We start from the raw sequence: 14,348 nt of genomic DNA on the forward strand, positions 1-14,348 counted from the left end.
TAAAGAGAGTGATGGGCCATGCCGAAAACATAAAAAAAGATAATCGTTATTTCTCAACCTGACTTTTTCACACTGGCGTTCACTGGCAGCGTGCAGGAGATGGGTACTCAAGGACTCTTGTGATGCGTAACAACCAGCCTGTCTCCCAGCGTGAATATCTGTTCGACGATCATGCGACCCTGATGTCGACTACCGATCTCAACAGCTACATTACCTATGCCAACGATGCCTTTATCGAAGCGAGCGGATTTACTACCGAAGAGATTAACGGGCAGCCACACAATATGGTGCGTCACCCGGATATGCCGCCTGAGGCCTTTGCCGATATGTGGGCGACGCTGAAACAGGGCGAACCCTGGACGGCACTGGTGAAAAACCGCCGTAAAAATGGCGATCACTACTGGGTGCGTGCCAACGCCATTCCGGTGGTCCGGGACGGCAAAGTGCAGGGCTATATGTCGGTGCGCACTAAACCGGGCGTGGAAGAGGTGCGTCAGGCCGAGGCGCTGTATCAGGATTTCCAGGCCGGACGCGCGAAAGGGCGACGTTTCTACAAGGGGCTGGTGGTGCGCAGCGGCTGGCGTCGTCCCGCCTCACTGCTGAAAACGCTACCGCTTCGCTGGCGCATCCGCAGCACGCTACTGACCTTATTGCCGCTGTCGGTGGCGGGTGTCTGGGCGCTGGGCGTCACGCCGACGGCGCTGGGCAGCTTCACCGCAGGCATGGCGGCGCTGCTGGCGCTGTCCAGCCTGTGGCTGGAGCAGCAGATCTCGCGACCTATCGAGCGGATGTGCAAACAGGCGCTGAGCGTGGCGACCGGTGCCAGTCATAAAGTCGAGCAGATGGATCGGGTGGATGAAGTCGGCGTGACGCTGCGCGCCATCGGCCAGCTCGGACTTATGTTCCGCTGGCTGGTCGATGACGTCAGCGGACAGGCAATCAACGTGCTCAGCGCCAGCGATGCCATCGCCCGCAGCAACAATGAACTGAGTCGCCGCACCGAGCAGGCGGCGGCCAACGTGCAGCAGACCGCCGCCACCATGAATGAGATGACCGCGACGGTGAAAAGCAACACCGAAACCGCTCATGAAGTGAACACCCTGTCGTCAGATACCAGCAGCGCGGCGATGAAAGGCGGCGACGTGATGAAAGAGATGATGGAGATGATGGGCGAAATTGCCGACAGCTCAAAGCGTATCGCCAACATTACCAGCGTGATTGACGGCATTGCCTTCCAGACCAATATCCTGGCGCTGAACGCGGCAGTCGAAGCCGCACGCGCTGGCGAACAGGGCAAAGGGTTTGCGGTTGTGGCAGGTGAAGTGCGTAACCTGGCGCAGCGCAGCGCCAAAGCCGCCAGCGAGATTAAAACGCTGGTCGAGACCAGCGCCAGCCGGGTGCAATCCGGCAATGATCACGCCAGCGCGGCCGGCCGGACGATGCAGGATATCGTGTCGCAGGTACAGAACGTCACGGCACTGATTGCGCAGATCAGCGCGGCCACCGCGGAACAGGCGACGGCGTTAAGCGAAGTCAGCAGCGCGGTGGAAGATCTCGACGACATCACCCACCAGAACGCCGCCCGCGTGGCCGAAAGCGCTGAAGCCTCCGGTCGGATGACGCATCAGGCTAACCGCCTGGTCGAGGCGATCAGCGTCTTTCGCTAAGAGGCCAGCGCCTGGGCGCTCTCGCGTCCGGCCCGCAGCGCGCCAGGCGACTGACCGACAATGCGCTTAAAGGCGCGACTGAAGGCGGCAATCGAGCCGTAGCCGAGATGAAAGGCGACGGCTTCCACCGCTTCACCGTTATTCACAATGCGCTGCACTGCCAGCCGCATCCGCAGTTCGGTCAGGTAACGCAGCGGCGTCATGCTGGTGGCGTTCAGAAAGCGTTCGGCAAATACCGAGCGTGAGCAGCCCGCCACGCGCGCCAGCCGCGCTACCGTCCAGTTTTCACCCGGTTCGCGGTGCATGGCCGCAATGGCCTGGCTGAGCCGCGGGTCGCGCATCGCCTGTACCAGCCCGCTACTTTTGCCGCAGCCGTTTTCCACCCAGCCGCGCACAATCAGCGCCGCCACCACGTCCGCCAGCCGCGAAAGAATGCCAGCGAAGCCCGCCTGACGGGTCCGCGACTCGCGCTCCATCGCTTCCAGAATCGGCCGGATCTCCGGGTATTGCGACAGCAGCGTGCTGACCAGCATCACATCCGGCATGGTATTGATCAGCGGCTGCATCCCTCCGAGTTCAAACGCCATACAGGCGCTGAACAGCAGCACGCTATGCTCATCGTCGCAGGCATCGGCTGGCGCATTAATGGCACAGACGCTGTCGCAGATCGGCTTGCTGGTCATATTGGCGATGCACTGACAATCCGCTTCTTCGCTGGAGATCAGGCTGTGCGGTTTACCGTGCGGCACCAGCAACGCATCGCCGCTGTTAAGCTGAAACACCTCGCCTGAGGCACTGCGCACCAGCAGCGAACCGCGTCCGACAAAGTGAAACTGCGCCCGGCCTGGCGAATTGTCGAAGCGCAACCCAAACGGGGCGCTGACGGCGATGCGCTGATAGTTCACGCCGTACAGCCGCATTCCCATCAGCAGTTCACTGGTCAGATCTTCATAATGGCTCATGTGAATCCAGACGAATTATCAAAAATGACGGTGTAAGCATCATAGATCGTCTTGCGTCTGCCCTCTATGCTCACACTTACTTTTTTTCTATCCGGAGAAGCAGCATGAGTCTGACAACCGAAGTGGCTGATGAGGTTTCCTCGCCCGCCCGTCCCGCGTGGGGCGCGGTATTTGCTATGGCGTTTGGCGTATTCAGCCTGATCACCGCCGAATTTTTACCGGTCAGTTTACTGACGCCAATGGCCCACAGCCTTGGCGTCTCCGAAGGCCAGGCGGGCCAGACTGTTACCATCACCGCGCTGGTCGCGCTGTTTACCAGTCTGATCACCGCCAGCGTCACCCGACGGATTGACCGCCGCATCGTGATGCTGGTGTTTTCGCTGCTGCTGATCGCTTCAGCGCTAATGGTAGCGCTGGCTGGCAGCCTGACGACAATCCTGCTGGCGCGCGTACTGCTGGGAATGGCGATCGGTGGCTTCTGGACGTTATCGACCGCCATTACCATGCGGCTGGTGCCGGCCGATCAGGTGCCACGCGCGTTATCGATTGTCTTTAGCGGCATCTCGCTGGCGACAATCATTGCAACGCCGCTCGGCAGTTACCTCGGTGGGCTGGTCGGCTGGCGTAACATCTTTATGCTGACCGCCGGATTAGGTGCGGTGGCGCTGCTGTGGCAGTTCTTTACCCTGCCCGCGATGCCGCCAGAGAACAAAACGCGCAGCGGCGGGGTACTGGATCTGCTGCGTATCGGGGTGATGCGCTGGGGTATGCTGGCCGTCATTATGATGTTTACCGGTCACTTCGCCTTCTTTACCTATCTGCGCCCGTTCCTGGAAAGCGTTGCCCAACTGAATCTCAACCAGCTGTCGCTGGCGTTGCTGGCCTTTGGCGTGGCGAACTTTTTTGGCACCTCGCTGGCCGGTTATCTGGTGACCCGCAGCGTATCGCTGACCCTGAGCGGCATGGCGCTGCTGATGAGCCTCACCGCGCTGCTGCTGGTGAGCTTCGGCGACGTCAGCTGGCTGGTAGGCGTCGGGGTGGCGGTATGGGGCATGGCGTTTGGTTCGATGCCGACCGGCTGGTCAACCTGGATTTCACGCGCCGTGCCGGACGATGCAGAATCGGGCGGCGGCTTACTGGTGGCTACCATCCAGCTGGCGATCACCGTTGGGGCAGCGGCAGGCGGCTGGATGTTTGACCTGCGCGGCGCAGGCGGTGTGTTCCTCGCCAGCGGGGGACTGATGCTGCTGGCGGCGCTGACTATCTTCACCCGGGTACGGCATCACGGTTAAATCGAGCAAGGCAGCCATTTATGCTGCCTTTTTTTCTGAGTGTGGATTATTAACCTTTTGAGCGATAACTATACAAGACGTGCTTTTTTATCATCAGTTTTATTGAATGAGTTAAGCAAAAGTCTCCGCTTTTTACTGATCAAGATCCGGTCTAGTATATCTATCAACAAGGCAGCACGCCTTACCTGATAAAACTTAATCGAGGAATTGACCATGAAATCTATCAAAACTTTTGCAGCAGTTATCGCGCTTTCTGTTCTGCCATTCGCCAGTTTCGCCCAGTCTGTGACCGCTATCGACTCTACGCTTGATGGCGCTGAAGCGAAAATTGCTGCTCAGGCGCAGGAACAAGGTGCTTCATATAAAATCACCGAAGCCTACACCAATAACGGCGTTCACATGACCGCTGAACTGCTGAAATAAGCCACGCTTTATCCGCTTATGCTGACAGGACGCCACCCGGCGTCCTGGCGGCGTTTGCCGCTCATCCATAATAATCCTGTCTCTTTCCCCCCGAAATAATTATTATTCTCAAAAACAAACTCATCTGATCCCGGATCAGAGACTTTCTGGTTGCAATGTCGGGCTTTCTTTTCACCGCGTCTGCGGTGAATTAACTATGGAGAAGTTATGAAAGCGTTAATCAAAACCCGCTGGGCGCTGCGTCCTCTGGTGCTGGCAACCGCGCTGTTTTCTGCGTCAGGATTAGTGACGGCGCAGGCAGACGATATCAATCAGCCGATCGGCAAAGGCGTATATGAACTGGCCGTCAGCCCAAAAGATAACGCGCTGTTTGTGGCCTCATCGCAGAACAGCAGCGGTAACGGCGGCACGGTGTTCCGTCTCGATCCCACCACGCTGGCGGTGCAGCAGTCGATCAATACCGAACTGAAGGCGTTTGGCGCGGCGATCAATCCGCAGACAAATGTGCTTTACGTCGGCAATACCGTTGAGGGTTCGCTGACCGCCATCGATGCCAGCAGCGGAAAAGTGCTGAACACTCTGGTACTGGATAGCCGTAAGCGCAGTGAAACGGTGCGTCCGCTGCAGCCGCGACAGGTGGCGGTCGATGTCAAAACCAATCGCGTCTATGTTACCGGTCTGGGACCGCAGAGCGTGGTCTGGGTGGTGGATGGCAGCACGCTGCAACTGATTAGTACCGTGCCAGATACCGGCAAGATGGGAACCGGCCTGGCGGTCGATTCGGCGGCGCAGAAAGTCTACGTGACCAACGGCGACGGTGAACTGGTCACCATCAACGCCCGCACCAATGCCGTGGAGAAAAAGCAGAAGATCGATGGCGATAAAGCGCACTTTTTCCTGAACATTGCGCTGGATACGCGCGGTCAGCGAGCCTTCCTCAGCGATTCGAAGCAGGCGCAGGTGCTGGTGGTGGATCTGCGTAATCAGCAGGTGATCCAGCGGATCGCTGTGCCGGAGTCGCTGGCGGTGCTGTTCAATCCGGATCGTAATGAGCTCTATGTCACCCATCGTAAAGCGGGTGAAGTCAGCATCATTGATGCCAGCAGTTACAGCGTGAAGCGCAGCGTGAAAACCCCCGGTTTACCCAACAGCCTGGCGCTCTCTGCTGACGGCAAAGCGTTGTATGTCAGCGTGAAGCAACCGGGTTCGCGTAAAGCGCCGCCAAAAGATCCTGACAGCGTAATGCGTATTGCACTGTAAAAGGTGATCGCCGCTTATCGGCACGGGCGAGCCGTTTAACCCCGGCGTTGTGTACTCTGAAGCCACTCTGACGAGTGGCTTTTTGCCGTAAAAAAGCCCGCTGACGCGGGCCGGGAGCTGAGGTCATTTCCGACCGAGGCGGGAAGCCGATCACGCTAGCTACAGTGTCGCTATCCTTAATCGATCAGACCTCTTCTGACGCTTCGCGCATCATCTCATCGTGTGGGATATCATCCAGAATCTGCTCAAAACTGCGCAGACGCTTGTAGATCGACATCAGTTCAACCAGCGTTGACCATGAGGCGATCAGGTACTGGAACGAACCGCGCACCTGGTCAAACACGTTGGTGATCTGGTTCAGCAGGCCCAGCGTAATGGTGCCCGCCACAATCGACGGAAACAGCAGGAACAGGCCAAACACGTTATCAACCTGCAGATAGAGAATGCGGGTGATGTTGAAGTAGAGATAGTGAAAGTAGAGGCGGAAGTAGTTGAACCGCACCCGACCAAACAGCTCCTGCACCGTCTGCGGCCGGGCACGGTCCGCATTATCCTCGCCATACACCAGCTCTTTACGGTAAGCCGCTTCCACCCGCTGATTACGAAACTCCAGGCCTGGCAGTTTAATCCCGACTATCGCCAGTAATCCGGTGCCAAACACCGACCACAGCACGGCGGCAATCACCAGCGCATAAGGAATATTGCCAAGGAAGGGCACATCTTTAACGTGGTGTGATAGCGCCACCAGCACCGGCAAAAAGGCCACCAGGGTCATGATCGCCTGAATAAAACTGACGCCCCAGTCTTCCAGCGTGGAGGCAAACCGCATGGTGTCTTCCTGTACACGCTGCGCCGCACCTTCAACGTGACGCAGTCGCTGCCAGTTGTGCATGTAGTAATTGTTCATGGCGGTACGCCAGCGGAAAACCCAGTGGCTGATAAAGAAGGAATTAAGGACTCCAATCACCACCGCAATCAGCGCGATGCCGAGAAATGCACGTACTTCGTGGTAAAACTCGACGATCTGCACCGATCCTGCTTTTGTCAGCGCCTTCTGAATCAGATCGTAAAACGGGCCATACCAGGCGTTGACCGCTACGCCGACCTGCACCCCAAACCAGGTGACAAAGATAATCAGCGCCGAACCCCAGACTGACCAGCGCTGCCACGGATGATTATCAATCAGCCGCCAGGCGAGGGCAAAAATGGCCACCATTACCCAGTAATAGAGATAAAACCACAGCTGGCTGGCGGCGATAAACCGTGCGGCAGTGGTTGGCAAAGGTTGTTTCATGGCGGCTTCGAATGTTGGCCACATACCGGGCAGGTGCGCGGCAAAGCCGAACCAGGCAAAAATCGCTAATAAGCTCCAGATGGCCGCTGAGCTGAAAAACAGCGCTGGCCGCGGGAAAAAAGACTTAAACATAGGCACTCCGCTGTTGTGTGTTGCCTGTTATAACGTTTTGCCTGCCTGATGTCTGTAGTCTGTTGTTTCTGCTGATGACAGTAAGGGGATAGATGTTAATGAAATTGTGCGGTTTTGTTTCCAGAGGCTAAATCTTTCTCGACAGCAGTGTTACACTAGCGCCCATTGTTACCGGTAACAATCAAGCTGTAACCCTGAATCCGCTAATAAAAACCATAACAACGCAACCATTTACCCTTTCATACCGCCTGAATGGCGGGAATGAGGCAATGTCATGTCAGAACAAAAAAAGGGTCATTCACGCAGGGATTTTTTGCTGAAGACTATTACCCTGGCGCCAGCAATGGCGGTAGGCACCACGGCGATGGGCGCACTGTCGCTGCCGCTGGCGGCACAGGCGGCTGAGGCCCCGGCCGCACCGCAACAGGCGCGTGACTACCAGCCAGCCTGGTTCACCGCCGAAGAATTTGCGTTTATCACCGCCGCCGTTGCGCGCCTGATCCCAAACGATGAACGCGGTCCTGGCGCGCTGGAGGCGGGCGTACCTGAGTTCATCGATCGTCAGATGAATACTCCGTACGCCACCGGCTCCAACTGGTATATGCAGGGACCGTTTAATCCCGACCTGCCCAAAGAGCTGGGCTACCAGCTGCCGCTGGTACCGCAGCAGATCTATCGCCTCGGCATTGCCGACGCCGATCATTTCAGCCAACAGCAGCATGGCAAGGCGTTCGCGCAGCTGAGCGGCGAACAGCAGGATGCCTTACTGCAGGCGATGGAAAGCGGCAGCGCGCAGTTCAGCCAGCTACCGGCCAAAACTTTCTTTGCGTTCCTGCTGCAAAACACCCGCGAAGGCTTCTTCAGCGATCCCATCCACGGCGGCAATCAGGGGATGGTGGGCTGGAAGCTGATCAACTTCCCTGGCGCACGCGCCGACTTTATGGACTGGGTAGAGCGCGGTGAACGTTATCCGTTCCCGTCAGTGTCAATTCGCGGGGAGAGAGCGTAAGCATGGCAAACGAAATGAAAAAAGTGGATGCGGTAATTGTCGGCTTCGGCTGGGCAGGCGCGATCATGGCGAAAGAGCTGACCGAGGCGGGCCTCAACGTGCTGGCGCTGGAGCGCGGACCGCATCGCGATACCTATCCTGACGGCGCGTATCCGCAGTCAATTGACGAGCTGACCTATAACGTTCGCAAAAAACTGTTCCAGGATCTCTCTAAAAGCACCGTCACCATCCGTCATGATGCTTCGCAGACTGCGGTGCCTTATCGCCAGCTGGCGGCGTTTCTGCCGGGTACCGGCACCGGCGGCGCAGGCCTGCACTGGTCCGGCGTCCATTTCCGCGTTGATCCGATTGAGCTGCAGATGCGCAGCCATTACGAAGAGCGCTACGGCAAAAACTTCATTCCGGAAGGCATGACGATTCAGGACTTCGGCGTCAGCTATGACGAACTGGAGCCCTTCTTCGACAAGGCGGAAAAGGTGTTTGGTACTTCAGGCAGCGCCTGGAGCATCAAAGGCAAAGTGGTGGGGAAAGAGAAGGGCGGTAACCCGTTTGCGCCCGATCGCTCAGATAACTTCCCGCTGCCCGCGCAGAAGCGCACTTATTCGGCGCAGCTGTTCGCCCAGGCGGCGGAATCAGTGGGCTATCATCCTTACGATCTGCCGTCTGCGAATACCTCAGGTCCTTACACCAATCCCTACGGCGCACAGATGGGACCGTGCAACTTCTGCGGTTTCTGCAGTGGCTATGCCTGCTACATGTATTCCAAAGCCTCGCCGAACGTCAATATTCTGCCCGCGCTGCGCCAGGAGCCGAAGTTTGAGCTGCGCAACAACGCTTACGTGCTGCGCGTTAACCTCACTGACGACAAAAAGCGCGCCACCGGCGTGACCTATGTGGATGGCCAGGGCCGTGAGCAGGTGCAGCCGGCAGATCTGGTGATCCTCTCCGCCTTCCAGTTCCACAACGTGCACCTGATGCTGCTGTCGGGCATCGGCAAGCCTTACAACCCGATCACCAACGAAGGCACCGTCGGTCGTAACTTCGCCTATCAGAACCTCTCGACGCTGAAGGCGCTGTTCGACAAAAATACCACCACCAACCCGTTTATCGGTGCGGGTGGCGCGGGCGTCGGGATTGATGATTTCAATGCTGATAACTTCGATCACGGCCCGCATGGCTTTGTCGGCGGATCGCCATTCTGGGTCAACCAGGCGGGCACCAAACCGGTCTCTGGCCTGCCGGTGCCAACGGGCACGCCAAACTGGGGCAGCCAGTGGAAAGCCGCCGTGGCCGACACCTATACCCATCATCTGTCGATGGATGCCCACGGTGCGCACCAGTCCTATCGCGTGAACTACCTCGATCTCGATCCGAACTACAAAGATGCCTATGGTCAGCCGCTGCTGCGCATGACTTTCGACTGGCAGGAGAACGACATCAAAATGGCGCAGTTCATGGTCGGCAAGATGCATAAAATCGCCGAAGCGATGAACCCGAAAATGATCATCGGCGGCGCGAAAAAGCCGGGTGCCCATTTTGATTCCACCGTCTATCAGACCACCCACATCAGCGGTGGCGCGATCATGGGCGAGGACCCGAAAACCAGCGCGGTCAACCGCTATCTGCAGAGCTGGGATGTGCCAAATGTGTTCGTGCCAGGCGCTTCCGCCTTCCCGCAGGGACTGGGCTACAACCCGACCGGCATGGTGGCGGCGCTGACATACTGGTCAGCCAGAGCGATTCGTGAGCAGTACCTGAAAAACCCAGGTCCACTGGTGCAGGCATAAGGAACATGGCGATGAAAAATGGCATTCTGGCCCTGATTCTGGGCACCCTGACCTTCGCCGCGCTGGCGGATGACAACCGTGACGAGCTGGTGAAGCGGGGCGAGTATCTGGCGCGAGCCGGTGACTGTGTGGCCTGCCACACCGCGAAAGACGGTGCGGCGTTTGCCGGCGGCCTGCCGATGGCGACGCCGATTGGCACAATCTACTCCACCAATATCACGCCCGATGCGGCGACCGGCATTGGCGACTACAGCTACGATGACTTCCAGAAAGCGGTCCGTCACGGCGTGGCGAAAAATGGCGATACGCTCTATCCGGCGATGCCGTTTCCCTCTTACGCGGTGGTCAGCGATGAGGACATGAAGGCGCTGTATGCTTACTTCATGCACGGCGTGGCGGCGGTGAAGCAGCCGAATAAAGAGAGTGACATTCCGTGGCCGCTGTCGATGCGCTGGCCGCTGGCGATCTGGCGTACGGTATTTGCGCCGGAAGTGAAGGCGTTCCAGCCTGCCGCACAGGAGGACCCGGTGCTGGCGCGCGGTCGCTACCTGGTCGAAGGGCTGGGCCACTGTGGTGCCTGCCACACGCCGCGTAGCGTCACCATGCAGGAAAAAGCGCTGAACAACGAGGAAGGTCACGACTATCTGGCTGGCAGCAGCGCGCCGATTGATGGCTGGACCGCCAGCAACCTGCGCGGCGATAACCGTGACGGCCTGGGCCGCTGGAGTGAAGAGGATCTGCGTCAGTTCCTGCGCTATGGCCGCAACGATCAGACCGCCGCCTTTGGTGGCATGACCGAGGTGGTGGAGCACAGTCTGCAGCATCTGAGCGACGCCGATATCACCGCCATTGCGCGCTATCTGAAGTCGCTGGGTGCGAAAGATCCGCACCAGACGGTCTTCAGCATCGATGACGCCACCGCCAAAGCGTTGTGGAAAGGCGATGACAGCGCGACCGGCGCATCGGTCTATGTCGACAGCTGTGCCGCCTGCCATAAAACCGACGGCAGCGGCTATCAGCGCTTCTTCCCGGCGCTGCGTGGCAATCCGGTGGTACAGGCCGATGATCCGACCTCGCTGATCCATATCGTGCTGGTGGGCGGTCAGCTGCCTGGCGTGAAGGGCGCACCGTCAACCATTACCATGCCGGCGTTCGGCTGGCGTCTGAACGATCAGCAGGTTGCCGATGTGGTGAACTTCGTGCGCAACAGCTGGGGCAACAAAGCGTCTGAACCGGTCAGCGCAAAGCAGGTCGCTGAGCTGCGTAAAGATGAGAAAGATCGCCTGGGCAGCGCCGATATCCGGGTGCTGGAAGGTAAGTAAACTGCCATAAAGCGGGCCGGTACCCTGGCGGTACCGGCCGCTTCTTTTCTGCTAGATATTCTCCAGATCGATCCCGCGGGTCTTAGGTCCGTACAAGCCCACCGACAGCATCACAATCAACATGCTCAGTACGATAAAGGCGATCACGCCTGGCGTACCGGCGTACTGCAAAATCACACCGATCAGGATACTGCTGAACACCGTAGAGAGACGGCTGAACGAATAGCAGAAGCCAACGGCACGGGCGCGAATGTGGGTCGGGAAAATCTCGGTCTGATAGGCGTGATAGCTGAAGGTCAGCCAGGCGTTAGACCAGGTGATAAGGAAACCACAGGCGATCAGCATCAGCGGCTGGGTCTGAAAGGCAAACAGCGTGCCGAACACCACGGTCATCAGCGATGACAACACGATCTGCCATTTATTCTCCAGCTTATCCGCGTAGCGGCTGGAGATCAGCGAACCGAGCGGATAGGCCAGCGTGATAAAAAAGGCATACAGCAAACTGTGGGTCACCGTGGTGCCGCTGCCCGACAGCAGCGCAGGCAGCCAGTTACCAAAACCAAAGAAGCCGATCGCCTGGAAGAAGTTCATCACCACCAGCATCAGGGTGCGCTGGCGGTATGCGGGTGACCAGATTTCACGAAAACGCCCCCGTTTTGGCAGCTGTGCGGCGGCGTCATCGGGCGGAAAGGGCGCGCCTGGCGTCAGGCCGCAGCGTTGTTCCATGGTAGAAAGCACCTGGTGTGCCTGTTGATGACGGCCCTGCTGTGCCAGCCAGCGCGCCGATTCCGGCAGGTTTTTGCGAATCAACCAGATCACCAGCGAACAGACCGCACCGGCGATCACCACCCAGCGCCAGCCTTCGAGGCTGAGCAGCGTTTGTGGCACCAGCCACCAGGAGATCAGTGCCACGGCGGGCACCGACAGAAACTGTACAAAAAAGGCGAAGGCGAACGCCCGGCTGCGCAGATGACTGGGCACCCATTCCGACAGATAGGTATCGATGGTTACCAGCTCGACGCCGAGGCCGATACCCACCAGCAGGCGGAACAGGATAATCATCTCTGCGCTCTGCTGAAACGCCATCAGCAGTGAAAACAGGCCGTACCACAACAGCGCGCACATAAAGGTCAGACGGCGGCCAAAGCGGTCGGCGTAAGGAGCCAGCAGGCTGGCACCGATAAACAGACCGAGAAAGGTGGCAGAAGCAAACGCCGCCTGATCGGAGAATCCGAACACGCCAGCGCCGCCGGTGTGAAACAGTCCGGCCGCCAGCAGGCCGGAGCTGATATAGCCGGTTTCAAACAGATCGTAGAGTTCGAAAAAGCCGCCCAGCGCCAGCAGGGTGATAAAGCGCCATAATCCGGCGGACGAGGGCAGGGCATCAATACGGCCAGCTAAGCTGGAACGGGAGGCCGATGCGGCAGGCATCGGCGTGATCCCGGTGGTAACGGTGGTTGTCATGTCGGGGCAGACCTCGGGCAGTGTTTGCAGGAATCGCAGGGCTGATGCTTATTAAAATAGTTAACCCTTAGCACGCGAAGAAATAGCAGAATAATCAATTCGCCTGCGGTTGCCGAGAGGCATGTTGGTGAGTTTTTAGCAACGTACGTTGCACTTTTTGCCGTCCGTGGCGTTGTGCATTACGGCAGATGCGGCCAGATGCCCGGTCCGATCGGCAGTCCCAGCCAGTACCACACCACCAGCAGCGCAATCCAGCTGATAAAGAACACCAGCGGATAGGGGAAGATCAGCACGTAGTAGGTGCCGAGCTGCGCATCTTTCTGGTAGCGCTGCAAAAAGGCGAGGAACAGCGGCAGGAACGGCGACATCGGCGCCAGCGGCAGCACCGCCGAGTCGGCGATACGGAAAATCATCTGCGCAAAGGCGGGATGAAAGCCGAGCAGCATAAACATCGGCACAAACACCGGCGCCAGAATCGACCAGATCGCCGAGCCGCTGGCGATAAACATGCAGAGAAACGCCGACAGGAACATCAGCCCGAGAAAGGCGGGTGCGCCGCTTACGCCGGCACTCTCCAGCACGTCGGTCAGGCCGATCGCCATAAACTTGCCCATGTTGCTCCAGTTAAAGAACGCCACGAACTGCGACAGCGGAAACACCATTACAATAAACCCCGCCATCCCTTTCATCGGATCGACCAGCAGCTGCGGAATATCATCCGGACGGCGGATCTGGCGGGTCACCACGCCATAGGCAATCGCCACCACAAAGAAGAACAGAATGATGATCGGCACAATACCCTGAATAAACGGCGAGGGAATAATGGCCCCGCTGGTGGGGTTACGCAGCGGCGCATTCTCCGGTATCACCAGCAGCGCCATCAGGGCGATAAACAGCAGGGCGGCAATCCCGGCGGCGCGCAGGCCGCGGTTCTCCAGCGGCGTAAGAGCCGCCAGTTTTTCGCCGCTGCCCTGCCACTGTGGCAGGCGCGGCTCAACAAATTTATCGGTCAGCAGCGCTCCGACAAGGGTCAGCACAATCACCGAGGTCGCCATAAAAAACCAGTTATCGATGACGCTGACGTGCACCGTGTCGCTGACCGCTTTGGCTGCTTCGGTACTGATGCCGGAAAGCAGCACGTCGGTGGTGACGATCAGCAGGTTGGCGGTAAAGCCGGAGGCCACACCGGCAATCGCCGCCAGCAGTCCGGCCACCGGATGACGGCCGACCGCCAGGAAGATCAGCGCGCCCAGCGGCGGCATCACCACCAGCGCCGCATCGGAAGAGATATGGCTGAAAAAGGCGATAAACAGCACCATGTAGCTGGCGTAGCGGCGGTTGACGCGCGACGCCATCTTCACCATCAGCGACTGCAGTAAGCCGACTTTTTCCGCCAGACCGGCACCAATCACCAGCGCCAGAATCGATCCCAGCGGGGTAAAACTGCTGAAGTTTTTGATGATGTTGGGCAATATCCACTGAATGCCGGCGATGCTCAGCAGGTTATTAACCCGCACTATTTCGCCGTTGCTGGGGTTTTTAACCGCCAGATCCAGCGCGCTGATAATGGCGGTGGCGATCATCAGCACCACAATCAAATAGACAAACAGTAAAAAGGGATTAGGAACTTTATTTCCCACCCGCTCAACCCAGCTAAAAAGTCGCCCAGGGCTGCGGTTCTCTGATGTTGCTTCCATAGTTTCTGGTCTCGTCTTGTGTCCCGTCATCCGGGTGCG

General features: G+C 58.3%; 11 protein-coding genes. 7 read left to right on the plus strand and 4 right to left on the minus strand.

The features are described 5' to 3' along the window. The first annotated feature begins 122 nt into the window (after window positions 1–122). Window positions 123–1,667, plus strand: coding sequence for a methyl-accepting chemotaxis protein (locus tag ACX3P5_RS01275; RefSeq protein WP_458968180.1), 1,545 nt, complete (start codon window positions 123–125; stop codon window positions 1,665–1,667). Here the strand turns inward: ACX3P5_RS01275 and ACX3P5_RS01280 are convergent. Then, complete coding sequence (locus ACX3P5_RS01280) at window positions 1,664–2,629, minus strand: AraC family transcriptional regulator (protein WP_233985549.1); 966 nt, start codon at window positions 2,627–2,629, stop codon at window positions 1,664–1,666. The two genes, ACX3P5_RS01275 and ACX3P5_RS01280, sit on opposite strands and share 4 nt — an antisense overlap. Before the next feature lie 104 nt (window positions 2,630–2,733). Between ACX3P5_RS01280 and ACX3P5_RS01285 the strand changes: the two genes are divergently transcribed. From ACX3P5_RS01285 to yncE, 3 genes are all read left to right on the plus strand, one after another. After that, window positions 2,734–3,921, plus strand: coding sequence for an MFS transporter (locus ACX3P5_RS01285; RefSeq protein ID WP_293000149.1), 1,188 nt, complete (start codon window positions 2,734–2,736; stop codon window positions 3,919–3,921). A gap of 213 nt (window positions 3,922–4,134) precedes the next feature. Then, window positions 4,135–4,344 (plus strand): YdgH/BhsA/McbA family protein, encoded by a 210-nt coding sequence (locus ACX3P5_RS01290; RefSeq protein ID WP_233985547.1) that lies wholly within the window; start codon window positions 4,135–4,137, stop codon window positions 4,342–4,344. A gap of 207 nt (window positions 4,345–4,551) precedes the next feature. After that, entirely contained in the window at window positions 4,552–5,604 is a 1,053-nt protein-coding gene (gene yncE, locus ACX3P5_RS01295; RefSeq protein ID WP_233985546.1) for a 7-bladed beta-propeller protein YncE, read from the plus strand. Between the two features lie 184 nt (window positions 5,605–5,788). On the opposite strand, the gene sbmA is transcribed toward yncE, so the two are convergent. Beyond that, a complete protein-coding gene (gene sbmA, locus ACX3P5_RS01300; RefSeq protein WP_233985545.1) occupies window positions 5,789–7,030 on the minus strand; it encodes a peptide antibiotic transporter SbmA in 1,242 nt (413 codons plus the stop codon). A 274-nt stretch (window positions 7,031–7,304) separates the two neighbouring features. Between sbmA and ACX3P5_RS01305 the strand changes: the two genes are divergently transcribed. Genes ACX3P5_RS01305 through ACX3P5_RS01315 form a run of 3 tightly spaced genes read left to right on the plus strand, consistent with a single transcriptional unit; the run spans window position 7,305 to window position 11,148 of the window. Beyond that, window positions 7,305–8,039, plus strand: a complete 735-nt coding sequence (locus ACX3P5_RS01305) for a gluconate 2-dehydrogenase subunit 3 family protein (RefSeq protein ID WP_233985544.1) — start codon at window positions 7,305–7,307, stop codon at window positions 8,037–8,039. Between the two features lie 2 nt (window positions 8,040–8,041). After that, a complete protein-coding gene (locus ACX3P5_RS01310) occupies window positions 8,042–9,826 on the plus strand; it encodes a GMC family oxidoreductase (RefSeq protein ID WP_458968181.1) in 1,785 nt (594 codons plus the stop codon). Window positions 9,827–9,837: 11 nt separating this feature from the next. Next, a complete protein-coding gene (locus tag ACX3P5_RS01315; protein ID WP_458968182.1) occupies window positions 9,838–11,148 on the plus strand; it encodes a c-type cytochrome in 1,311 nt (436 codons plus the stop codon). A 51-nt stretch (window positions 11,149–11,199) separates the two neighbouring features. Here ACX3P5_RS01315 and ACX3P5_RS01320 read toward each other — a convergent pair whose 3' ends face one another. After that, window positions 11,200–12,612 (minus strand): MFS transporter, encoded by a 1,413-nt coding sequence (locus ACX3P5_RS01320; RefSeq protein WP_458968183.1) that lies wholly within the window; start codon window positions 12,610–12,612, stop codon window positions 11,200–11,202. A 179-nt stretch (window positions 12,613–12,791) separates the two neighbouring features. Then, the gene (abgT, locus tag ACX3P5_RS01325) at window positions 12,792–14,309 is read right to left on the minus strand and encodes a p-aminobenzoyl-glutamate transporter (RefSeq protein WP_458968184.1); all 1,518 of its coding nucleotides are present in this window, start codon (window positions 14,307–14,309) and stop codon (window positions 12,792–12,794) included. Between the last annotated feature and the right edge of the window lie 39 nt (window positions 14,310–14,348).

Source organism: Pantoea sp. S-LA4, assembly GCF_054482835.1.

Bases quoted from the DNA above. Each gene is read 5' to 3' on its own strand.
- ACX3P5_RS01275 (WP_458968180.1), top strand. From the start codon at position 123: ATGCGTAACAACCAGCCTGTCTCCCAGCGTGAATATCTGTTCGACGAT.
- ACX3P5_RS01280 (WP_233985549.1), bottom strand. From the start codon at position 2,629: ATGAGCCATTATGAAGATCTGACCAGTGAACTGCTGATGGGAATGCGG.
- ACX3P5_RS01285 (WP_293000149.1), top strand. From the start codon at position 2,734: ATGAGTCTGACAACCGAAGTGGCTGATGAGGTTTCCTCGCCCGCCCGT.
- ACX3P5_RS01290 (WP_233985547.1), top strand. From the start codon at position 4,135: ATGAAATCTATCAAAACTTTTGCAGCAGTTATCGCGCTTTCTGTTCTG.
- yncE (WP_233985546.1), top strand. From the start codon at position 4,552: ATGAAAGCGTTAATCAAAACCCGCTGGGCGCTGCGTCCTCTGGTGCTG.
- sbmA (WP_233985545.1), bottom strand. From the start codon at position 7,030: ATGTTTAAGTCTTTTTTCCCGCGGCCAGCGCTGTTTTTCAGCTCAGCG.
- ACX3P5_RS01305 (WP_233985544.1), top strand. From the start codon at position 7,305: ATGTCAGAACAAAAAAAGGGTCATTCACGCAGGGATTTTTTGCTGAAG.
- ACX3P5_RS01310 (WP_458968181.1), top strand. From the start codon at position 8,042: ATGGCAAACGAAATGAAAAAAGTGGATGCGGTAATTGTCGGCTTCGGC.
- ACX3P5_RS01315 (WP_458968182.1), top strand. From the start codon at position 9,838: ATGAAAAATGGCATTCTGGCCCTGATTCTGGGCACCCTGACCTTCGCC.
- ACX3P5_RS01320 (WP_458968183.1), bottom strand. From the start codon at position 12,612: ATGACAACCACCGTTACCACCGGGATCACGCCGATGCCTGCCGCATCG.
- abgT (WP_458968184.1), bottom strand. From the start codon at position 14,309: ATGGAAGCAACATCAGAGAACCGCAGCCCTGGGCGACTTTTTAGCTGG.